The organism is Reichenbachiella sp. MSK19-1 (assembly GCF_003590315.1).
GTDB classification, from domain to species: domain Bacteria; phylum Bacteroidota; class Bacteroidia; order Cytophagales; family Cyclobacteriaceae; genus Reichenbachiella; species Reichenbachiella agariperforans.
The window spans coordinates 752,611-775,784 of record NZ_MIER01000002.1; the positions used below are offsets into that span (position 1 = coordinate 752,611).

Annotated in this window: 15 protein-coding genes; 6 read left to right on the forward strand and 9 right to left on the reverse strand. The window is 42.3% G+C overall.

The features are described from left to right. Nucleotides 1-5: 5 nt before the first annotated feature. Nucleotides 6-1,448: a SusD/RagB family nutrient-binding outer membrane lipoprotein gene (locus tag BGP76_RS03295; RefSeq protein WP_119843587.1), complete on the forward strand. Its 1,443-nt coding sequence runs from the start codon at nucleotides 6-8 to the stop codon at nucleotides 1,446-1,448. A gap of 23 nt (nucleotides 1,449-1,471) precedes the next feature. Beyond that, nucleotides 1,472-1,912: a hypothetical protein gene (locus BGP76_RS03300; protein WP_073119331.1), complete on the forward strand. Its 441-nt coding sequence runs from the start codon at nucleotides 1,472-1,474 to the stop codon at nucleotides 1,910-1,912. Between the two features lie 125 nt (nucleotides 1,913-2,037). Here the strand turns inward: BGP76_RS03300 and BGP76_RS03305 are convergent, their stop codons facing one another. From BGP76_RS03305 to BGP76_RS03335, 7 genes are all read right to left on the reverse strand, one after another. Continuing rightward, entirely contained in the window at nucleotides 2,038-3,003 is a 966-nt protein-coding gene (locus tag BGP76_RS03305; protein ID WP_119843588.1) for a hypothetical protein, read from the reverse strand. 92 nt (nucleotides 3,004-3,095) lie between these two features. Beyond that, nucleotides 3,096-5,348, reverse strand: coding sequence for an ATP-binding protein (locus BGP76_RS03310; protein WP_147407362.1), 2,253 nt, complete (start codon nucleotides 5,346-5,348; stop codon nucleotides 3,096-3,098). A gap of 184 nt (nucleotides 5,349-5,532) precedes the next feature. Further along, nucleotides 5,533-6,963, reverse strand: coding sequence for a TolC family protein (locus BGP76_RS03315; protein ID WP_119843590.1), 1,431 nt, complete (start codon nucleotides 6,961-6,963; stop codon nucleotides 5,533-5,535). Between the two features lie 22 nt (nucleotides 6,964-6,985). Continuing rightward, on the reverse strand, nucleotides 6,986-8,107 hold the full coding sequence (locus tag BGP76_RS03320; RefSeq protein ID WP_073119322.1) for an efflux RND transporter periplasmic adaptor subunit: 1,122 nt from the start codon (nucleotides 8,105-8,107) through the stop codon (nucleotides 6,986-6,988). A gap of 54 nt (nucleotides 8,108-8,161) precedes the next feature. Continuing rightward, complete coding sequence (locus BGP76_RS03325) at nucleotides 8,162-9,424, reverse strand: ABC transporter permease (RefSeq protein WP_119843591.1); 1,263 nt, start codon at nucleotides 9,422-9,424, stop codon at nucleotides 8,162-8,164. Between the two features lies 1 nt (nucleotide 9,425). Beyond that, nucleotides 9,426-10,655 carry an ABC transporter permease gene (locus BGP76_RS03330; RefSeq protein ID WP_119843592.1) on the reverse strand — a complete coding sequence of 410 codons (1,230 nt, stop codon included), beginning with the start codon at nucleotides 10,653-10,655 and terminating at the stop codon, nucleotides 9,426-9,428. Further along, a complete protein-coding gene (locus BGP76_RS03335) occupies nucleotides 10,645-11,349 on the reverse strand; it encodes an ABC transporter ATP-binding protein (RefSeq protein ID WP_073119317.1) in 705 nt (234 codons plus the stop codon). The genes BGP76_RS03330 and BGP76_RS03335 overlap by 11 nt, the downstream gene beginning before the upstream one ends. A 414-nt stretch (nucleotides 11,350-11,763) precedes the next feature. Here BGP76_RS03335 and BGP76_RS03340 point away from each other — a divergent pair, with 414 nt between their 5' ends. Continuing rightward, nucleotides 11,764-13,824, forward strand: a complete 2,061-nt coding sequence (locus BGP76_RS03340) for a beta-N-acetylhexosaminidase (RefSeq protein ID WP_119843593.1) — start codon at nucleotides 11,764-11,766, stop codon at nucleotides 13,822-13,824. 183 nt (nucleotides 13,825-14,007) lie between these two features. Here the strand turns inward: BGP76_RS03340 and BGP76_RS03345 are convergent, their stop codons facing one another. Further along, entirely contained in the window at nucleotides 14,008-14,724 is a 717-nt protein-coding gene (locus BGP76_RS03345) for a LytTR family DNA-binding domain-containing protein (protein WP_119843594.1), read from the reverse strand. 3 nt (nucleotides 14,725-14,727) lie between these two features. Beyond that, a complete protein-coding gene (locus BGP76_RS03350; protein ID WP_119843595.1) occupies nucleotides 14,728-15,783 on the reverse strand; it encodes a sensor histidine kinase in 1,056 nt (351 codons plus the stop codon). Nucleotides 15,784-16,090: 307 nt separating this feature from the next. On the opposite strand from BGP76_RS03350, the gene BGP76_RS03355 reads away from it, so the two are divergent. From BGP76_RS03355 to nagB, 3 genes are all read left to right on the forward strand, one after another. Beyond that, on the forward strand, nucleotides 16,091-19,183 hold the full coding sequence (locus tag BGP76_RS03355) for a SusC/RagA family TonB-linked outer membrane protein (protein WP_119843596.1): 3,093 nt from the start codon (nucleotides 16,091-16,093) through the stop codon (nucleotides 19,181-19,183). 26 nt (nucleotides 19,184-19,209) lie between these two features. Next, on the forward strand, nucleotides 19,210-20,784 hold the full coding sequence (locus BGP76_RS03360) for a RagB/SusD family nutrient uptake outer membrane protein (RefSeq protein WP_119843597.1): 1,575 nt from the start codon (nucleotides 19,210-19,212) through the stop codon (nucleotides 20,782-20,784). A 390-nt stretch (nucleotides 20,785-21,174) separates the two neighbouring features. After that, nucleotides 21,175-23,103 (forward strand): glucosamine-6-phosphate deaminase, encoded by a 1,929-nt coding sequence (nagB, locus tag BGP76_RS03365; RefSeq protein ID WP_119844315.1) that lies wholly within the window; start codon nucleotides 21,175-21,177, stop codon nucleotides 23,101-23,103. Nucleotides 23,104-23,174 lie beyond the last annotated feature (71 nt).

Consider the following 23,174-nt stretch of genomic DNA (forward strand, 5'->3'; position numbering starts at 1 on the left):
TTGAGATGAGAAATAAAATATATAAAAATATAGCGCTAGCTCTTTGTATCATATTTGGTGCAAGTGCTTGTGACGATTTTGTAGGCAATGGGTTCAATGACAACCCTAATGCTGTAACTTCAGTGTCGTTAGAATCTTTGCTGCCAGTAGGTATAGAGTCTGCAGCAAGTTTGCAGTATCAAGTTAGTTTTACGACTAGCCAAGTGACACAGCAGATGTATGGTGGTGGAGCCTCTGATCATGAGCCATTTTCACTACCAGGATCATGGACAGAAGCGTATTTGGTGTCATTGCTGAACATGGATCAAGTAGTCAAACAAGCTACTGAAGAAGGGGTGCCTCACTACGCTGGAGTCGCTCAGGTTTTGATGGCACAAACCGTAGGAATGGTAACTGATACATGGGAGAATGCTCCATACTCTGAAGCTCTTTCTGGTTTTACAAATCCACAGCCAGCTTACGATTCGCAAGAGGATCTTTATGTGGCTATTGATGAACTATTGACCAGTGCATTAGTCAACTTGTCTACTCCTGCAGTAGAAGGTGTTGAAATCGGAAGTGAAGATTTAGTATACGAAGGAGATATTGCTAAATGGATTAAGCTGGCTTATTCCTTGAAGGCTAGATATGCAATTCATTTGACTAACAAAGGTGCGACAGCAGCCGCTGACGAGGCTTTGTCAGCGATTACTAGTGGTTTTGACTCCAATGATGATGATTTCGAATTGATTTATAATGATGTCAACAAGAATCCATGGCACTTGACACCTGTATTGGCTAACAATACAGGGAATATAACGATCTATCCTGGAGCCTATTTTATCGACGAGATGAATGGAGTGAATTTTCCATTTACTACGATTACTGAAGACCCTAGGTTGAGAGTGTTAACTACGCCAAATGATCCATCATTTACTACTTTGGTAGGGACGTCATTGGACGGGACGCAGCTGGGTAATACCAACCTTAGTGAAACATCGTATAACACGACCGTGGATGCGCCTGTGACAGTGATGGGATATGCAGAGTTGAAATTTATTGAAGCAGAAGCATACTTGATTAAGAATGATAATGTGAATGCTTATAGTGCTTACCTCGAAGGGATTAGTGCTACTATGGAAAAACTTGGAGTAGATGGATCATCATATTTGGAGGATGCCAGTGTCTCTGTAGGGGCGGCTAATTTGACGATGGCGTTGATTATGAAGGAGAAGTATATAGCATTGTTCTTGAGCCCAGAGACGTGGGTAGATATGAGAAGAATGGGCTATGATACTGATGTCTACCCTAATTTTTTGGCTCCCCCTGTGGAGATTCAAGATAGCGAGGTGCCAGAGGGAGAGTTTCCTCAGCGTGCATTGTACCCACCAGATGAGTATAGTAGAAATAACGCAAGCGTGACAGCAGCCTTTAATTCGTTTGCTGATCAGATGTGGAGAGATCAATAATTTAATGACTAAAGAAATTTATTATGAAAAAGATATATAACGTACTTATGGCTGTGGCACTGACGGCTTTGGTAACATCCTGTTATGAGAAGCCTGAGGCCAAGATCGATGAGTTGATAGAAGAGAGCTTAGGTTCTGTGCCTGTGGCAGCAGATTATACCTTTGTAGGGGATGCTCCTGTAGTAGGTGGACAGGTTAGTTTTACATTTAATTTTTGGTCAGATGTGGAGATAGCCACCATCAACATGTATTCGTCAGTAGATGGAGGTACGACGTTGGTACTAGAGCAGACCAATACGTTCGCAGATGCGGCATATTCGGAATACTATGATACGGATACCATCGCTTATACATTTGATATTCCTACCACTTTAGTCTCGAAAGATGCGATTCAGTATATCGGGGAGGTAATCAATGAGAATACCAATAGTGATAGTCGAACACTGACGTTCGAAGTACAATAAACTTCTTTTGATCAAAGGTAGAAGAGATTCTACCTTTGATCAATAATACTTTTTTTGGCTTAGTGATAATTCCAAAAGACAAGGCATCATTATGCCGTGAAGACGTCATTCATAAAGTCTTAATATTATCTAAGATCATCTAGATTAGACACTAGTTCGGATGATATGTAGTTGTCTTTGTTGCGTTTAAAATAGTCTAAAATACGCCCTTCTGCTTGTTCCGGATCAATGTCTGAGTGAGTGGATATCTCATGGTGACTAATCTCATTAAAGTCAAAGTTTTCACCCACTCGAAGTAGAATATTCTTTTTGGAGATGGCTTGTTTCTTGTTGTTGAGTGATGAGGATGACCCCATGAGTATCTGGGGGAATGGAGCAATTCCGATGTTGAATATCAAGTATTCGTTTTCGTCCCAGTTGAGATTCTCCATCAAAATGTAGATAGCACTGTCTCTGATTTCGATATGCTTGCTTTTATAACTGTGCCCGATGGTTTTGCTCTCGGCTACCACGGTCCCAAGGTTATTTTCGTAGATTCGAAAAGGAACTTTTGCGATGGTGTCACCGAATTTGGATTTTTGGTAATACCGGAAGTAATTCCCGAGATAATTTTTCTTTAATAACACTTGGCTGGGGTTTTGACTGGTATGTGGAAGTAGTTCTGAACGCTCTTTTTTCCATTCATCCCACTCTTCTATTTCTACCTCTAAGAAGCATAGGAGGGTATTGAGTTTTTTATCTTTGGGTGTAGAGGGTTTAGTCCAGTAGGTTTGCAGGGTTTTACCACTGATCCAGTTGAATGTACGATACTTTGGGATGCTTTTGAGGTAGTCTATCATATCCTCAAAAGATTTGAGAGACTCGGTATGAAAGAGCCTATTGAGCTCATTTTCTCCTATGAGCCATTGGTTTTCTACCAGTACTGGATTGTTGATTACTTGACTCGTTACTTTGTAGTTTATCCTCTTCGCTATATGCGTAAATACGGTTCTATTGTATTCGCTCCAGTTTAGACCATTTTTTTGGGTGTTGATGACAGAACGGATTAGCTCTGAGCTTTCGAGTGCATTTTTTATTTTTGAAGGTATCACCTATCAAATATATGGTGTAGGTGCATTCATTATCAAGTTTATGATACTAATATTTAGCGGATAAACAGACTATTTGTGAACCTGAAATTGTGTTAGATCAGTTGTCTGATTGGTAGGGTGATAATGAAGGCTGTACCTAGTCCGACTTTGGTTTTTAACTGAAGCTTTCCATGATGCTTTTTGATCAGATCAGCCGTGATGGATAAACCTAGCCCTGTACCTTCACTTTGTGTTTTGGTGGTGAATAATGGGCTAAACATCTTCTCTTTTACGTCATCTGGGATACCGCTACCGTCATCTTGGATAATGATTCTCACATGTGTGTCCTCCACTTGCTTGATCGTAATGGTGATGGTGCCATACTTATCGAGTGCATCTACACCGTTACCGATGATATTGATAAATACCTGATTGATTTCTCCTTGGAAACAATCTATTTCAGGTATGTTTTCGTCGAACTTCTTAACGATTTCTGCCTTGTGCTTGTACTTGGGTTTTAGGATGAGTAAGGCAGCGTTCATGACCTGAACGATATCTGCTTTTTGGAAAGTTACATCGTCTTTTCGTGAGTAGACGCGTAGACCTTCTACGATCTCATGAATCCTAGTCGTACCGAATTTGGTGTCCTTGATCAGCTCTTTGATATCAGATCTTATTTCGTCGATTTCTTCATTTTGTACACTGACATGCTTGAAGAGTTCTTCAGCATTTTCTTCTATCAACAGTACACCATTGGAGATGAAGTTGATTGGGTTTTTGAGTTCGTGAGCGATACCAGCTGTGAGCATACCGAGTGCAGACATTTTTTCTGCTTGGATCAAGCTGTTGTGTGTTTCTTTCAGATCCTGGTGAGCTTTCTCGAGTTCTTGCCTGATTTTCTTTTCCTTTTGGAAACCTTTTGTCAAGTCATCTTGTGCCTGCTGTAGGTAGCTGTTGGTTCGTTTGATGTCGTTGTTACTTGCTTTTAGTTGTATGTTACTTTCAGCAATGGTCACTTGCTGTTTAGCGAGCATTTTGTTCAATTTGCGTACTCTGACATACTCTATACTGAGTATGACAATCACGATCACTACTGCGATGAGTAGGGTGACATAATAGAGTCGTTGTTGGCTATGGATTTTTAACTCCTGTTCAAGAATGACTTTTTCCTCTTCGGCTATTTTTCTTTTACTTTCTTCATTTTCTTTGGCTAGTCGGTTTCGTTCAGACTCTAGTTTGTAGCGAGCTAGTTCTGCTTGCCTTTCACGGTTTTCATATTCGTGATGTGCGATCAGTAGGTCCTGATGCGTGTATTCTGTTTCGATTGCCGAATGATCTAAAATTTTAGTTCCTAACAATAGGTTGTGAGCAAGGTCTGAGAGTTGTTGTTTTTCCTGTTTATGGACATTTTGTAAGACGCTTGATTCTGATTTGGATTCCTTTTGCTCTTTGGCTTTGATTTTATTTAGCGCATTGGCTTCTAGTTTTTGTGCATAGAGTTGTGCCTTGTTTAGTTCTGTTTCCGATGTTTTGGAGGGGAGCTTAAACTTGATGGTTTTTGACCGGTATGCTTTGGCTTGCTTTGGATTCCTTTTGATCGCGACTTCTAAGAATTCTTCTGCTTTAGAAGTTTCTCCCATTTTTTCATAAAATATCGATAGGTGATAGGCTACTAGTCCAATAGTAGGAGTGTTACCTTCACTCTTAATAAGGTCAAAATAGGCTAGGGCATACTCGCTACCTTTTTGTGGTTGGTCTAATGCATCATAAATTTCAATCAATCCGTCATAGGCTTCATACTCGAAATAGCTAATGCTGTCTTTGAGAGCGAGTGCTAGTAGGTTTTTAAAATCACTTTCAGCGGCGGTGAGTTGATGGGCACGAATATGGTTGTATCCAGCAGCTAGGGATATTTCTATCATCCCTAGTTCATAGTCTATTTTTTCGAATTGGGTATAGGCTTTTTCGTAGTATTCTGTCGCTTTGTCAAAGGCACTAATTGCTGAGAAAGTATTGGCTAATGAAAAATATGCGTTTGCCGAGATAGAATAATTCTGTCTTTTCTCTCCAGATATAGCCATATCTAGGAACAGGTTTACAGTTTTGTCATACTGTCTTTGCATGAGGTATATCTCGCCACGTAGATTTTGCGCTTCCCAGGAGAGTTGCACGTTTTCGATTTTGTCCGCACGTGATTCGGCTTGCTGAGCCAGACTCAGTGCCCAGCTGTAGTTGCCCTGTGCAAAGCTATTTCTACCTTTCTCCAGTGTTTGGTTGATACGCGCCACTTCTGCCTGATTGATGTTTTGACCAAAAGAGACAAAGTGAATTAGAAGTAAGGTGATAATGCAAAGAGAATTTCTCACGTGTATTATGATGTTATTTTTAATATGTGGCGAATATACGAGATAATCGATTTTCTATTCTAATATAATTCTCTTCATTGAATATCCTAAAGATATCTTGCTCTAATACAACGTGTATATATTAAAAAAGGTACTAAAGTGCTTTGTGCTCCTCTAGTACCTTTTTTGTCCGAATAGATATTGACTATTCAGTGATTGGAATTCCGAAATAAAATTCTAACACTTTGAGTTTGAAGATATAGTCGAATTTGGCACGTACTACCTCGGACTGCGCCGCTTCTAGTGCTTGCTTTGTCTGTGTGAATTCAAACGTGTTGATCACGCCTACACCATATCGCTCTTCTGCATAGTTGTAGGCTTGTTGGCGAGCTGTTTGCGTTTTGTCTGCAGCGGTATAGGCTTTGGCCGCTGCGGTAGCGTCATTGTATGCTTGATATACGTTGCTCTCTAGGTCAATTTTCGTGTTTTCTAGGTTAAGTTTCGCTTTCTCTAGGTTGATACGGTTTCGCTGCATATTGACATGGTTACTAAATCCGTTGAAAATCGGTATGTTCAGTTGTAGACCAAACGAATGCCCTTTGTTGAACTTGAATTGGTCGTACAATGGATCTGCACTTCCAGTAATGACATTATAGTTTGGTGCGACTACATTATCTCCACTATTCTGAACTTGTCCGATTACTTGCGTAGGATTGTCAGGGTCTATTTCAGAACCTGTCACGATACCTCTGTTGCTTGCTCGGGTGTTGAAACTATAAAATGCTGATAGTGTAGGCATTGCTCCACCGACAGACAAGTCATAGTCTTTCTCGGCGATCTCTACATTGGTTTCCGAGATTTTCACTTCGTTTCTAATCTGGAGTGCCTTCATGTATATCTCACCTGGATTGGTGTCCAGTATGGCAGAGGCTGGGATGTCGTAATCATCCGATGCGATTTCAAAGTTGTCGTAATCCGAGATTAACAAAAGCTGCGCAAGAGAAATGGTCGATAGGCGGACATTGTTTTGTGCCACGACGATTTGTTGTTCTAGACTGGCTGCATTTGCTTCCAGATCATATATTTCTCCTTCTGGTAGTTGTCCGTTCTCTATCAAGGAACTGGTACGTTTCAGCTCAGAGAGATTTAGTTGATGCTGCGACTGAGCTACTTTTAGAGATTCTTTGTTGAACAAAATCTGTAAAAAAGCATTGGCAACCATCAGAGAGATGTCATCCTTCATGCCATCTATTTGGTACTGATTGGCGAGGATCTGAAGGTTGGCCTTGTGGAGTTGATTCAGGTTGTTGAGCCCCCTGAAAATATCTACACCGACTGATGCGCCCAGAGCTGTGTTTTGCGTGGTTTGATTCACCAAGATACCCGTCGTGATGTCTTGGTTCAAACCTATGTTCCAAGAGTGACTGGCATTCGCATTGACAGAGGGGAGAAAGTTGCCGACAGCCCCTTTTTTGTTATACTCTGCTGATTGCGCGTCTAACAGGCTTTGTTGGATAGATATATTGTTCTCTAGTGCATAGTTGACGCACTCTTCTAAGGTCCATTTTTTGACCTGAGCAAAGCTCGTAGCACTGATGAATAGACCCAGTGATGCTATGATGATTCTTATTTTCATTGCAATTCTTTTAGTGTACTATTTAATCGTTGGCGTATTGGCTGTCTCTTTTGACGGGTTCGGTTTTGTTCCAGACTTTGATTTTGTCTTTGTCTGTTACACCTGAGAGTATTTCTACATTGATACCATCGGAGAGACCTAGTTCTACGTCTTTACGTTCGAATACCTGATCCGCAGTTTCTATTTCTACATAAGGGTCATTGGTCTCTTTGTCAAACTGTAAGAGCACCTCTTTGATAGAAAGTACACTGTCTCGTGAGTCGAGTACCATGGTGGCATTCGCACTGTATCCTGCACGGATGAAGAACCCTTCGTCTAGAAAGACGTCTGCTTCTATCGTGAACTGCACTGTGCCAGATTCTTCGGTTCCTTTGGGTGCGATAAACCTGAGTTTAGCATCAAAAGTCTTGTCCTTGATCGCAGCTAGGCTGATAACCAAAGGCATGTCCATTTTGAGTTTACTCACATCCGCTTCGTCTACTTTCCCCTCAAAAATCATTTTCGTTAAATCCGCGATCGTTGCGATGGTGGTTCCTTCATTGAAGTTATTGCTTTCGATCACTTGGTCTCCTTCTTCTATAGGGATTTCCAAAATAGTACCCGGTACGGTTGCTCGAATCAATGTATTGGTAGCTCCACCTCCAGCAGTTCCTTCCTTGATGATCTTGAGATCATTTCTGGCATTTTCCAGTTCCTGGATGGCTTGTGAATGATTGAGTTCTGATACGTTGTAGGCTTGATCCGCAATGATACCTTTCTCGTAGAGTTTTTGATTTCGCTCAAAATCTATTTTGGCATTCTTCAAGACGATTTGAGCATTTTTGACTCTACCTTCAGCACTATTGAGACTGGCCTCATTAGGGACTACTTTGATTTTAGCGATTAGCTCACCTGTCTTAATGACCGTTCCTTCCTTGACATAGACTTTGTCGACGATTCCAGATAGTTGGGGTTTGATTTCTACCTCTTGCTCAGGGATGACTTTTCCAGTTGCGACGGATTCATTTTGAATCGTAGCGATAAAGGCGGTTTCGGTTTCGAACGTTTCTGCAGTCTTGCTATTGGATTGGATAAAGAAGTTCGTCGCAAAGGCAACCCCGCCCAGGGCTATTACGATCGCAAGGTATTTCAATACTTTTTTCATTGTTGATATAATTATGAGGTTTAAGCTTTTTTGTCTTGTCTAATGTCTAATTCGTTATTCTTCTCTGAGTGCATCTATGGGCTTGATACTGACAGCACGCTGTGCTGGGATCAGACCAATCAGTGTACCTAGTACTACCATGATGGCTAAGGCTCCCAAAACAAATGAAATAGGAACTGTAGGGTTGGAGTAGGGGAATTCGAGTCCCTGTGTGGCTGCATTGATCCCAAAGAGAACAAATGCGCCGAGGATGATTCCCATCATTCCAGCGACTAGAGTGAGGAATACTGATTCCAGTAGTATCAATCCGCGGACTTCTCCAGGAGTCGCACCGAGTGCACGGCGTATGCCGAGTTCTTTGGTTCTTTCTTTGACCGAAATCAAAAGGATATTACCGATCCCGATGACGCCCGCTAGGATGGTAGCAACTCCCACGACCAGCGAGAGAAAGGTCATGCCATTGGCAAAGCCCATGATGCGGTTGAACATCTCTCCGAGGTTAAACGACCCTAATGCTCTGTCATCTTCTGGTGCGATTTGGTGTATTTTCTTGAGTGTATTTTTGACATCCGCTTCTACCTGTGTCACATTCGCGTCATCATAAGCTGCGATGGCAAACCATCCAACGTTTTCGCCGGAGTTGTAGAGCTTTCGGAAAGTGGTAAATGGGATATAGATGTCACTATCTGACTCAAATCCACCGCCTGGCTCGAATTTGTGTACACCGATTACTTTGAAGTAACTACCGTCTACACGAATGTATTTACCCAGCGGATCATCTTCTTTGTCAAAGAGGTCTGTTTGGGTTCGTTCTCCGATCACACAGACTTTTCTACTGAGGTTGATGTCTTCTTCATTGAGGAAGCGTCCTCCATCGAATATCTTCTTGGCTGCAATTTTCACCAATGAAGGGAAGTCTCCATACACGTTATAGCTTCCGTCTTTTTGTCCATAGACTACTTTAGCAGGAGAACCATCCCACATGCCTTTGACATTTCGTGGTGCTATAAATTCGATCTGTGGGATTTTGGTTTTGAGCTGTTCTACATCCGAGATTTTGAACTGTGGTCTACGGCCTGTTTTGAATCCTGCATAAGGGACGCTGGTTTGGTTGGACCAGACGAACATGCTGTTAGTGGCCATATCCTGAAATTCTAGCGTAAACCCGTTGTTGAGCCCTTTGGCAGCCCCTGATAGGGTGATATAGATGAAAATCCCCCATAGTACGCCGATGACCGTGATGACGGTACGTCCTTTGTTTTTTCGGATAGAGCCGAATATCTCTTGCCAAGTATCTCTGCTAAATAAAAGTTTCATCTTATTCGTCTCTAAGTGCTACAATTGGTTTGATTCGGGCTGCGCGACGAGCTGGGATATAGCCTGCTATTGCACCGAATATGATCAGTATGACTGTAGCAAATATCCCTGTTTGCATGTCGATATAAGGGTTTTTGATAAAGTAATCCTCTAGTGTCACACCTAGGGAGTTGAGAATCAAAATCCCAGCAAAAAGTCCTATGTATCCTGCTATTGTCGTGATGAAGATAGACTCCTGTAGGATCATCGCGATAACGGATCGAGGTGTTGCTCCGAGTGCTTTTCGGATACCTAGTTCTTTGGTACGCTCCTTCACTACAAAGACCATAATGTTACTGATACCAATGATCCCTGCCATGAGTGTGCCTAACCCGACGAAGGTTACGATGATCTGCAGTACGCTAGCAAATTGCTGGTTTTGCTGTAGATCATCTGCCACGTTTCGAATGAAAATACCACGCCTATCATCTGGATGGATTTGATGCTTGTCTTTGAGGAACTGCCGTAGCTTCTCTTCGAACATCATTGCTCCGGTATACCCAATTTCTGGCTTGAACCCGATTACGAACTGATCTAGTTTGTCAGTATTCTTCTCCATGAGTTGTCTTGTAGTGTAAGGGATGTAAATTCTACGCTCCTCATTGTCTCCACCATCGTCTTGGAATACACCGATTACTTTGAACATACTGCCTCCTACATCTACATATTCACCTAATGGACTTTTCTTCCCAAACAAATCGTCTCTAACGAGTCGACCGATGACTGTATATTTTTCTTGGTTCTGGGTGTCGTCCTCATTGATAAAACGGCCTTCCATGAGATAGACTTTCTCTGCGAATTGGTAGCCAGGTGCTATGGCTTGGATGCTATAGTTGTTGTATTCGTTTTTGTATTTTATTTTCTGATTTCTATTTATACCAGGTGATATGTAGTCCATGTACATACCAAAATTATATTTGATGTCTGCTATATCATCATTTTTAAATTCGATTTGCCTGTTGGATTTAAATCCCTTGTAGGGCATGGATGTCCTGCCTCGATATACCCAGATAAGGTTGGTGGCATCATTGAGGAAAAATGATTCGAAAGTATTTTTAAGTCCATTACCTAACCCAAATAAAATCACAAAAATGAAAATACCCAGTGCAACAGTAAAGCCAGACAAGAAGGTTCTGAGCTTGTTTTTGGAAATCGTCTGGAAGATTTCCTGCCAGCGGTCTCTATTGAACATACTGTGCGGCTCTAACTTGTTCTACTTTGACATCTTCGATGATGACACCATCTTTGAGCCGAACGATGCGTTTGCACATGTTGGCGATATCCTCTTCGTGTGTCACGATGAGGATGGTTTTTCCTTCGTCATTGATCTGCTGGATGAGGTCCATTACTTCGTAGGAGGTCTTGGTGTCGAGTGCTCCAGTAGGCTCATCAGCTAGGAGTACTTTCGGCGCTGCAGCTAGTGCTCTGGCGATGGCGACTCGTTGTTTTTGTCCACCAGACATCTCGCTAGGTAAGTGTCCTGCCCATTCTCCTAATCCTACTTTTTGGAGGTAGGCAAGTGCTTTCTCTTGCCGCTCTTTTCGGTTGGTTTTTTGATAGTAGAGTGGGAGTGCTACATTTTCGGCAGCAGTCTTGTAGTTGATGAGGTTGAAGGATTGAAACACAAACCCTAGGAATTTGTTTCTATAGTGTGCCGCTTTGGTCTCGTTTAGGTTTTTGATCAAAACTCCGTCTAGGATATACTCACCTGTTTCTGCTTCGTCCAGCATACCGAGTATATTGAGTAGCGTAGACTTTCCTGATCCAGAGGATCCCATGATGGCAACTAGCTCTCCTTCGTTGATGTTGAGGTTGATTCCTTTCAAGACTTTTAGGGAGTTTTGTCCCATTTTGTAAGACTTGTGTATGTCTTTTACTTCTATCATGGAGTATTCGATTGGCGTTTAATTGAGTTCATTTGATTGCTATGCCCTATAAGTGCGATAGAGCAGGGGTTTATTACAAGTAAAGTTAAAAAAAGATAAATTCTTTCTTTTTGTTGTCTGTAGGGGGCTATCTGCTGTTTGGTGGTACGATTGACTAAAGCATAGTAATTCTTATTTTATGGTGTAGTGCGTGTGTCTACAGTTGTGAAATCATGGGGGAGTGAGTATTAATTCATAGAAATGAGTTGTTTGGCGGACTTGCCATTTAGCGTTAGAAATACCCTCCTTAGCTAATATATTTCTCCATCTTTTAACTCGGGTATACTTTTATCTTGTGGTTATGATTAAGACCTCTTTGATCCCTTGTGGTCATCGAGATCGGACTTGTAATATGAAAGATCAAAATTTAGTAAGATGAAATATTTATATCTGGTTGTTTTTAGTCTCTGTGCTACATTCACTTCCGCGCAAAACATCAACGGTTTGGAGAATTTGATGCCATGGCCGAAACAGATTGAAATGAAGGATGGGAAATTTAGGCTAACAGAAGGTTTTGTACTGGGAATGACTGAACTCACGAGTCCGAGGCTGTGCAAAGCGAGTACCAGATATATAGAACGACTCACGAACCGTACGGGACTTTTTCTTGATCAAAATATCATTACAGCGGCTGATACGAGTCGTAGTACGGGCTTACAGATACAAGTAGACCGCATAGGGCAAGTAGAGTTAGGGGAGGATGAAAGTCATCAGATAAGCGTCACAGCATCTGGTATTGTACTCAAGGCAGTGACAGATATTGGAGCGGTGAGAGGTTTGCAGACTTTGTTTCAGCTTATCTCTGTGGACGAAGTGGGGTATTATTTACCGGCTGTGGAAATCGTGGATGATGCACGTTTTCAATGGAGAGGCTTGATGATAGATGCGTCGAGGCATTTTCATCCCGTAGATGTGATCAAGAGAAATATCGACGGTATGGAAGCGGTTAAACTCAACGTACTGCACTTTCACCTCTGTGATGACCATGGCTATAGAATTGAGTCAAAGTTGTTTCCGAGACTGAATGAAGTCAGCTCTGATGGGCAGTATTATACTGTTGCAGAGTTGAAGGATATCATTCAGTATGCTGCTGACCGTGGGATTCGTGTGATGCCTGAGATCGACGTGCCTGGGCATGCATCTGCACTGTTGAAGGCTTACCCAGAGTTGGGTAGTAAGGATACGACCTATTACTTGTCCCGAAATGCAGGAGTGTTTGACCCTACTTTGAATCCTATCATAGATGAGACCTATACTTTCTTGGATCAGTTGTTTGGAGAGGTGATTTCTATATTTCCAGACCCTTATTTTCACATCGGTGGAGATGAAAATGAAGGGAAACACTGGGATGAAAATGAGGAGATTCAGGCCTTTATGAAGGCGCATGATATGCATTCTAACCACGATCTACAGACCTACTTTAACCAGCACCTGTTTGAGATACTCAAAAAACATGATAGACATATGATGGGATGGGATGAGATTCATACTAATGGAATCCCCAAAGAGACCGTAATTCACTCATGGAGAGGTGGAGGGCAGAGTTTGGCTGATACGACGACATTGTTTAATGCTGCACGTCAGGGATTCAAGTCTGTTTTGTCCAATGGTTATTACATTGATCTGATGTACAATGCTGAAGATTATTATCGTGTTGATCCTTATTTTGGGTATGAATTAGATGAGGAGATGAAAGCAAATATTATGGGGGGAGAAGCGACCATGTGGAGTGAGTTGGTGACACCACTGACCATAGATACCAGAGTGTGGCCTAGAATGGCAGCACTTGCGGAGCGGTATTGGTCGCCTGTGGATACCAGAGATGTACGTAGTATGTACTCGCGGATGAACAAGCTGTCGTTGGTCCTAGAGCACTATGGTCTACAACATATCGCTGCACAGGAGAAGATTCTCCGAAACCTTGCGAATTCACGTGCTATAGAACCAGTTCGTGTGATTGTAGACGTATTGGAACCTATGAAGGGCTATACGCGAAACGCAGGTGGGTTCATGTATGATGTGTTCGATCCCTATACCAAGCTTGCTGATGCAACTCTAGCTGATGCAATGGCTGCAAGGAATTTTGCCTATCAGGTAGAAGACTATCAGCGTGGTAAGGTTGATTCTAAAGCTATGATGGCACAGTTAAAACTGTGGGTGGGGAATGATGATGCATTGCAAGCAGCGATCAAAGTATCACCGATTTTGGCTCAGGCCAAGGAGCATTCGACTAACCTGAAATTGCTGTCCGAAGATGCGCTAGTCGCAATAGACTATATCGATAGCGGTAAAAAAGCTCCCAAGAAATGGTACAAGCAGGCTGTGTCACATCTCGAACAGGCGAAGATACAAGATGGCCGTGTAGAGCTACAGGTGATCGCTCCAATCAGTCAGCTGGTAGAGATGACCCAGAGCAAGAGCTCAGTACAGAACTAAAGATTACTATTAGAGTTAGAGTTGAGGTTAGCAGCGCTGTGAGAATGGAGACTCACAGCGCTTATTTTTTGTCCAAAATGAGAGCTTACCTTGGCGTATATTACGTAGGGATCGGGTATCCAGCTTCTGAATCCTTAAGGCGTAGTTTGGTACAAACTGAACGGCAAACTGATAACAGGTGATTTAGGTTCCCAGTAGTAGATCCTTGATGTCCTTTTGATAGTTTCGACCGATCGGTAGGAGTTTGTCTCCTACCTCGACTTGGTTGCCATCGATGACTTTGACTTTTTTGATGGCGATGATGTAGGAGCGATGTATACGTACAAATTCATCTGCGGGCAGTAGTTCTGCTACACTCACTAGGTTGTTGTGGTTGATTAGGCTCTGATCAAAGGTTTTGATTCGGATATAGTCTTTGAGACTTTCGATATAGAGTATTTCATCTAGGTAGACTTTGATCATCTTCTTGTCCACTTTGAAGAATACGTGGGGTCTTTCTGTCTCTGCAGAGTTTGTAGGTTCGGTTCGGTTGACGGTTTTTTCTTCCAGTCTCGATTCTATGCGGTTGACAGTCTTCATAAACCGTTGTAAGGCAAAGGGCTTGACCAAGTAATCTACCACGTCCAGTTCGAAGCTCTCTACTGCATACTCACGGTAGGCTGTGGTGATGACAATCATCGGAGGTTTATTCAAGCTTTTGAGGAAATCTAGTCCACTGATTTTGGGCATGTTGATGTCTAGGAATATCACATCTACCTCGTGCTTAGAGAGGAAATTAAACCCCTCGACCGCATCAGGGCAAGTGCCCAATAGCTCGAAGTTCTTAAAATTGACCAAGAAATTCTTGATGACATTGATAGCCAGTGGCTCATCGTCGATTATCAAACACTTTATACTCATATACTAATCGATAGGTATAGTTAATATTACCTTGTACTTGTCAGCGGTCTCCATCACCTCGAGGCTGTGGGTATCGCCATAGACCAGATTGAGCCGACGTTTGGTGTTGGTCATCCCTACACCATGCTTGTGCGTCTCTAGACCATTGTCTAGCAGGATCTCATCTGGTTTTAGATTTTCGGTCGAAAAGGTCAGTATATTATCAGTCACATCCAAGGAAATATCTATCGGGATGAGTTCGCTATCTACTTTGGTGCCGTGTTTAAAGCTATTTTCTATAAATGGGAGTAGAAGGACGGGAGGGATCACTTTGCCCTCTATGTCTCCAGATATGGCGAGATCTATCTCTAATCGGTCGCCGTAGCGTAGCATTTCCAAGTCCAGATAGTTCTGGATATGTTGAACTTCATTGATCAGTGGTACTCTTTTTTGTTTGGCATCATAGATTACATAACTCATCAGTTCGGAGAGTTTCAGTACCGTGTAGGGTGCTTTGTCTGACTTGTCTAGGGTCAGTGAATACAGGTTGTTCAGCGTATTAAAGAAGAAATGAGGCTGTATTTGGGATTTCAAAAAGGCAAGTTCTGTTTCGAGGTTTGTTTTGACCAGTTCGCTGGCTTTGTTCTTATAGGCTATCCAGTCTATGGTCATTTTGACTGCCATGGCGATTGCGACAACATAGACCTGTCCGATGTAGGCAGCTAAGACATAGTTGAAGTCGAATAGATCTGTGTGTTCGAGATTCGATTCTTTGTAGATGTCTGTCGTGACCAGAAAGTAGTTGAGGATAATCCGAATGATGACGATACCTAAGATCGATAGAGCCAAGAGTATGATGTACCAAAACACGCGTTTCGGGATCAGTCGGGGCATCAAAAAGTAGATATTAAAGTAAACGATGGCTAGGTGCAAGGGAAACTCCACTAGGTTAGACTCAAACGAATAGGTATAGTCATCAAAGTAACTACCCCACCTCAGCCAGTTGATGCAGAAGTAGGCACCCCAAAACAACGAATGTTGAATAAAAGGTTTTTTGAGGAATCCCAAATATGCTGGCATAGTGAGCGATTGTTTGTCCAATAGGTATGTGTATGAGAATGCCAATTTAGAAAATTATGGTTCGAAACGATGTTTATATATGTATAATAATTACTTAAAATCTGCTATGCATTTCATATCGCTGTACCGAGTCATTCTGTAGACCAACGGCGAAAAAACACCCTTTTGATGGAGATAGGAGTGGGTAGGTGACGTTCGGAGGAGAATTCTCTCCACTGAGCTAATATATTATTCGCTTCACGATTTAGTAACGATCATTAAGATGTTAAAATCAAAAAACGATTACTAATAACTAAATATTAATTCTATGATTAAAAGAATACTCATATTGAGTTTAGCTCTTTGCACGACGCTGTTCGTGCAGGCTCAGACTCGTACGGTATCTGGTAAAGTAACTGACTCGGCAGATGGAGCAGCCCTACCAGGAGTAAATGTGCTAGTGAAGGGATCTTCTAATGGTACAGTGACAGACATCGAAGGTGCTTATAGTGTAGAAGTGTCTGATTTGGATGTCTTGGTGTTTTCTTTCATTGGCTATCTCACAGCTGAACAGCCAGTAGGAGCTAAGACGGTGCTAGATCTAGGGATGGAGCCAGATGTAGAGCAGTTGGACGAAGTGGTGGTGACGGCTCTCGGTATATCGAGAGACAAGAAGTCATTGACCTATGCTGCACAAGAAGTAGACGGTGAAGAGTTGACGAAAGTCAAAGATGCCAACTTTATGAACTCATTGACAGGTAAGGCTGCCGGTGTGTTTGTCAATAGAAGTGGCTCAGGTGTAGGTGGATCTACGAGAGTAGTACTTAGAGGTAACTCTTCTACAAGAAATAACTCTGTGTTGTATGTGATCGATGGTGTGCCTATGAACAACTTTTCTCCCTCACAGCCTAGTGATGTCTGGGGACAAAACTTCGGTGTAGCTGGATCTGCCGGTACTGGTGGAGCAGGTAGAGATGGTGGTGACGGTGTTGCTAACATTAATCCTGAGGATATCGAAAGCATCAACGTACTGAAAGGAGCATCTGCAGCAGCACTATATGGTAGCCAAGCAGCGAATGGTGTGATCTTGATCACGACCAAAAGAGGAAAAGCAGGAAAAGTGTCAGTCTCTGCTTCATCTAATTTTACTTCAGAGTCAGTATTGATGATGCCTGAGATGCAGTTCAATTATGGACAGACTTCTGCTGGAGCTTTAGATAGCTGGGGAGGATCTGTAGATGCTAAGGATCATGTAAGTGACTTTTTTGACAATGGCAAAACATGGATTAATACGGTCTCTGTTGCTGGTGGTAACGAGATGGCACAAACCTATTTCTCTTATGCAAATACGGATTCTAAAGGGATTATTCCTAGCAACGAATTGCAAAAGCATAATGTGACTTTCAAAGAGTCTTTGAGTCTCTGGCAAGATCGCTTGAAAATGGATGGTGGTGTAAGCTTGATTACGCAAAGCACTAACAATAGAGCAAACTCAGGAATGTACTTCAACCCATTGACTGGGTTATACTTCTTCCCAAGAGGGTTGGATTTTGATGAGTATAAAAACAATTATGAGACCTTTGATGCCAATAGGAACTTCAATACGCAAAATTGGGTCAACAACATTGATGTGCAACAAAACCCATATTGGATTCTAAATAGAAACCAAAACGAAGACTCTCGAAACAGAGTAATCGGTAACATCGGAGCGACATTGAAGATCGTAGAAGGTTTGACTTTCCGTGTGAGAGGTAATATCGACAAGTCTGTGGATAGATACGAACAACGAGTTCACGCATCTACTCAAGCGACATTGTCAGATATCAATGGTCGATATGTACAGCAAAATGCAGAAGCTACGCAGATGTATGGAGATGCTTTGTTGATGTACAACAAGACATTCGAGAAATTCAGTGTATCTGCGACAGTGGGTACGAGTATCACGGATAGCGAAGTGAAAACGCAGTTTTTCGATTCGAAAGGAGGAGACGATATTCGAAACGAAGGTATTGAAGGGTTGTTTTATGCCAATACTTTCAACATTCAAAACATAGCCATTGGAGGAACAGCTTTGTTCAACGAAGGAGGTAGCCATTCGCAGTTGCAATCAGTGTTCGGTAGTTTGAACTTAGGCTACAACGGTATGTTGTTCCTAGACGTGACAGGTCGAAACGATTGGTCTTCTACTTTGCCTGATACAGATTTCTTCTATCCATCTGTAGGTTTGACTGCTGTGATCTCTGAGATGGTGGACATATCTTCTGTAGACCTTTTAAAGGTAAGAGCATCTTTTGCTCAAGTGGGTAATGCAGTGAATGCGTATGATTTGACATCTGGCTCTTTCAACTCGATTATCCCTTATGGTACGGTAACGACTCCTACGAGTAGAGTAGAACCAGGACAGACTTTGAATCCTGAAATGCAAAACTCGTTCGAAGTAGGTGCTGAGGTTTCTGTTTTAGACCAAAGAGTTAGTTTAGATGTAGCATACTACAACACCGTGACTGAGAACCAAAGAATTCCTATCGTAGCACCAGCTAGTAAGGGTGGAGGTTTCTTCTATATCAATGGTGGTGAGATCGTAAACAAAGGTATTGAAGCTGCTTTGACAGTAGTACCAGTTTCTACGGAGAACTTCACTTGGACTTCTACATTGAATTTTACGAAGAATATCAACGAAGTGAAGGCGCTACCTAGTGAGCTAGAAGACGGTAGACTACAGTTGACAGCTCCTGGAGTGAATAGTTATGCAATGATGCTTACCGAGGGATCGCAGTTTGGTGATATCTACGGACAGAAATTCGCTAGAAATGAAGATGGCGTAATAATCGTAGATGCAGATGGCCGTCCACAGGTACAAGAAGGGGGACTAGATTATGTTGGTAATCCTAACCCTGATTACATGTGGGGATGGAATAACAACTTTAATTACAAAGGGATTTCGCTTGGTTTCTTGGTTGATGCTCGGATAGGTGGTGAAGTAATGTCGATCACCGAAGCGATGAATGACCTTTATGGTGTATCTAAAGCAACTGGTGACGCACGTGATGCAGGTGGTGTAGATATGAAAGCAGTATATGCAGATGGTACGGCATATTCAGGATTGTTGCCAGCGCAAGAGTTCTATACAACTGTCGGAGGTAGAGCAGGTATCACGGAGCAATATGTGTACAGTGCTACTAATATTAGGTTGAGAGAGATGTCGATAGGATATTCGCTTCCGTCTACTGTGATGGAAAAGTTGGGTCCTATCAAGACAGCGAAGCTTTCATTGATCGGTAGAAACTTGTTCTTCCTAAAGAATGATGCGCCGTTCGATCCAGACGTGTCTATGTCTACAGGTACAGGACTACAAGGTGTTCATGTTTTTGGTTTGCCATCTACGAGAAGCATCGGTTTCAACCTGTCTTTGACACTATAATTACTGTTCACGATAAAATTTAAATCATGAAAATAAATAAGATATATAAATCAATGCTTGCTTTAGGAACTGCCTCTATCATGACAGTTGCTATACAAGGTTGTACTGATAATTTCGAAGAGATCAATACCAATCCTTATGGGATATCCAATGAGGCATTGACGCAAGATTTCAATCACATCGGGGGTAGAATTGTACAGGCTACTCAGAATATTTATGTGATTACACCAGCTTGGGTGACGCAGTTGCAGCAGAACTTGAATGCAGATATTTATAGTGGGTATTTGGCACCACCTACACCGTTTGCAGGAAACATTAACAACAATACTTACGGTCTAGTAGATGGATGGAATGGTTTCATTTGGTCTTCTGCATACGAAAGCGTAATGTATCCATTGGCAACTATGGATGAGACTGCTGGTGATGAGTTTCCTCAGTTTGTAGCATGGGGCAAGATCATACGTGTAGAGGCAATGCACCGCGTGTCTGATGTTTTTGGTCCAGTTATTTACTCACAATATGGTCAGTCTCCAGCGATGTATGACTCGCAGGAGGAGGTGTACAAGCAGTTTGTCGCAGATTTGGATGAGGCGATTACTGTATTAAAAGGGTATACCGATTTTGTAGGCTTTGCCAAGTTTGACTTGGTGTATGGCGGTGATGTCAACAACTGGCTGAGGTTTGCTAACTCTTTGAAACTGAGATTAGCGATTCGTATGTCTGGAGTTGATCCAGCTTATGCTAAGACAGTTGGAGAAGAGGCTTTGACAGATGCTGTAGGTTTACTTGATAGCAATGGTGCGAACTTTACATTGTCTCCTAGTGCAGGTGATCACCCACTCAATACACTCAGTGGTGCATGGGGCGATACACGTATGAGTGCTGAAATGGAGTCAGTATTGAGTGGATACAATGACCCACGTCTAGAAGTTTACTTTGCTCCATCTACGGATGCTACTTTAGCAGGAGGCTTTAAGGGAGTTAGAAGCGGAATAGAGATAGCATCTAAAGATACATATGTAGGTCATTCAGCAGTATCTACTCTTGGTGGAGTGCAGTTGATGACAGCAGCAGAGGTAGCTTTCTTGAAAGCTGAAGCAGCTCTCAAAGGATGGGCAGGTGCAGGTACTGCACAGGCTAACTATGAGGCTGGTATTGCTTTGTCATTTGCACAGCATGGTGCTGGTGGGGCGGATACCTACATGGTAGATGCAGTTAGCATACCTGCTCCGTTTGTAGATGCCTACAACGCTGACAATAGTGTATTGGCGGGAGACCCTAACCTTAGTACAGCGACGATTGCTTGGGATGCTACTGCTACTGAAGATCAGCTCTTAGAGAAGGTGATCACGCAGAAGTGGATTGCGATGTTTCCTGATGGACAAGAGGCGTGGTCTGAGTTCAGAAGAACGGGATACCCAAAGAAATTCCCTAATGTAGTGAACTACAGCGATGGAAAAATCGATACGGATGCACAAATCAAAAGAATCAACTTTTCAGCAACTGAGTTGACGACTAATCCTGATGGTGTTGCGTCAGGCATACAAGCACTAGGTGGACCTGATACAGGTGGAACATCACTTTGGTGGGATATTAATTAAAACACCCCTGTTTATTGTTCAATGCTTTTAGTATTTGAAATGAAGAGCCATGCATGCATGGCTCTTTTTTTTGATTAAATTTAGCTGTGTGTCCGCACACAAAATGAAATTTAGTCTATATTGCATACATTGCTGTTTAGCTTCAGTAGCACTCACTTCAGCTAATATCTTTTAGCAAGTGGAGGAGTAGAATTAGTTTTAACCAAGCAATTAAATCCAAAGGGCTATCGCCCTGCGATTAAATACTTTTTGAGTTTGAATTAGTAAAACAAGACCAGGTACAAGTGTTTGTGTCAATAGTTAGTCAAAATTGTCGACTTATATCTGGTCTGTTTTTCTTACATTTAGATAGTTTGAATAGCCATGAATACATTAGAAGCAAAGCCTAAGATGAAACGTATCAGTAGAAAGGAGTGGAGTACTCTAGAGTCCACCAAGTTTGAAAAAATTCATTCAGAAGTATTCACAGATGCAGAAGAAGCATCTGTCATTGTAGCACACGAGATAGCAGCATTGATCCGTTACAAAACAGAAAAAAATGAAAAATGTGTATTAGGACTGGCCACTGGATCTTCTCCCATCAAAGTCTACAAAGAACTGATCAGGTTGCATAAGGAAGAAGGGCTTAGCTTTAGGAACGTCGTGTCATTCAATCTCGACGAGTACTATGGATTGGCCAAAGAGGACGTGCAGAGTTATATCTATTTTATGCATCATCACCTCTTCGATCATGTAGATATTCTTCCCGAAAACATTAATATCCCTGATGGGAAAGCACCCTTCGAGTTCATGTCTGAGGCGTGTACACAGTACGAGGAAAAGATCGAAAGCTATGGTGGACTAGATTTTCAGCTCCTAGGAATAGGCCGTACGGGACATATTGGGTTTAATGAACCTGGATCTAAGATCAACTCTACCACTCGAATGATTACCCTAGATCACTTGACGATCCAAGACAATGCTTTTGCATTTGATAGCATGGCAGATGTGCCTACCAAGGCAGTCACGATGGGAGTCGGTACGATCCTTAAAGCAAAAAGAGTCGTGATCCTAGCATGGGGAATGAAGAAGGCTGAGATTGTCAAAAAGACCGTGGAGGGCGAAATGTCTAGCAATGTACCTGCTACTTTCTTACAAGAGCATAGCGATGTGTCTTTTGTGATGGATGAGTCTGCTTCACAGCAGTTGACACGTATACAGACACCGTGGCTCGTGGGCGAATGCGAATGGACAGATGCCTTGAAGCGTAAGGCTGTGGTGTGGTTGAGTCAAAAAGTGAATAAGCCTATCTTGAAATTGACTGACCGTCATTACAATGACAACAGTATGTCAGATATCTTAGGAGAGGGAGGTTCGTATGCGGTTAACATTAAGATGTTCAATCATTTTCAGCACACTATCACAGGGTGGCCTGGGGGCAAACCAAATGCAGACGATAGTCACAGACCAGAGCGTGCCAATCCAGCTAAAAAGCGTATTATTATTTTCTCTCCGCATCCAGACGATGATGTGATCTCTATGGGAGGCACATTCCTGAGACTCGTAGATCAGGGGCACGAAGTACATGTGGCTTATCAGACCTCAGGTAATATCGCAGTGGCAGACCATGAGACTTACCGTTTTGCGGAATTTGCCAAAAATCTCTATGAGTATGCGGCAGGAGAAAAAGCGGATGATAAAGTCTTTGATAAGCTGTTCAAACAGATCAAAGCTGGCGCTAACAAAGAGGTGCTTCCTGTAGAAGTACGGAAGATCAAAGGTTTGATTCGAAGAGGAGAAGCCATCAGTGCTTGTCGTTATTACGGTATTCCTGATAGTCAAGTGCATTACTTGGATTTGCCATTTTATGAGACGGGCAAAGTAGAGAAAAACCCACTCGGTACTGCAGATGTACAAATTATCAAGAACCTCATAGAGGAGATCAAACCGCATCAAATCTATGCAGCAGGAGATTTGGCTGACCCACACGGGACGCACGAGGTTTGTCTCAAAGGGATTTTTGCGGCAGTCGATCAGTTGAAAACAGAGAAGTTTATGAAGGACTGTTGGATGTGGCTCTATAGAGGGGCATGGCATGAGTTTCCTATCGATGAGATAGAAATGGCTGTACCGATTAGCCCAGAGGAACTACTCAAAAAACGTGTAGCGATCTGGAGACACCAGTCCCAAAAAGATGGTGTGGTATTCCAAGGAGAGGACGATAGAGAATTTTGGCAGCGTTCTGAGGATAGAAATAGGCAGACTGCCCATGAGTACGACGAACTCGGACTAGCCGAATACGAGGCTGTAGAAGGTTTTGTTAGACATCACTTTATGTAATAATTGTTGGGAAGTGTTTACTTCTCTATCCACTTGTATTGCTTAGGTTTGAGTTGGTTAATTTTTATAAT

Coding starts and splice junctions, on each gene's coding strand:
- BGP76_RS03295 (WP_119843587.1), top strand. CDS start 6: ATGAGAAATAAAATATATAAAAATATAGCGCTAGCTCTTTGTATCATA.
- BGP76_RS03300 (WP_073119331.1), top strand. CDS start 1,472: ATGAAAAAGATATATAACGTACTTATGGCTGTGGCACTGACGGCTTTG.
- BGP76_RS03315 (WP_119843590.1), bottom strand. CDS start 6,963: ATGAAAATAAGAATCATCATAGCATCACTGGGTCTATTCATCAGTGCT.
- BGP76_RS03320 (WP_073119322.1), bottom strand. CDS start 8,107: ATGAAAAAAGTATTGAAATACCTTGCGATCGTAATAGCCCTGGGCGGG.
- BGP76_RS03325 (WP_119843591.1), bottom strand. CDS start 9,424: ATGAAACTTTTATTTAGCAGAGATACTTGGCAAGAGATATTCGGCTCT.
- BGP76_RS03330 (WP_119843592.1), bottom strand. CDS start 10,655: ATGTTCAATAGAGACCGCTGGCAGGAAATCTTCCAGACGATTTCCAAA.
- BGP76_RS03335 (WP_073119317.1), bottom strand. CDS start 11,349: ATGATAGAAGTAAAAGACATACACAAGTCTTACAAAATGGGACAAAAC.
- BGP76_RS03340 (WP_119843593.1), top strand. CDS start 11,764: ATGAAATATTTATATCTGGTTGTTTTTAGTCTCTGTGCTACATTCACT.
- BGP76_RS03345 (WP_119843594.1), bottom strand. CDS start 14,724: ATGAGTATAAAGTGTTTGATAATCGACGATGAGCCACTGGCTATCAAT.
- BGP76_RS03350 (WP_119843595.1), bottom strand. CDS start 15,783: ATGCCAGCATATTTGGGATTCCTCAAAAAACCTTTTATTCAACATTCG.
- BGP76_RS03355 (WP_119843596.1), top strand. CDS start 16,091: ATGATTAAAAGAATACTCATATTGAGTTTAGCTCTTTGCACGACGCTG.
- BGP76_RS03360 (WP_119843597.1), top strand. CDS start 19,210: ATGAAAATAAATAAGATATATAAATCAATGCTTGCTTTAGGAACTGCC.
- nagB (WP_119844315.1), top strand. CDS start 21,175: ATGAAACGTATCAGTAGAAAGGAGTGGAGTACTCTAGAGTCCACCAAG.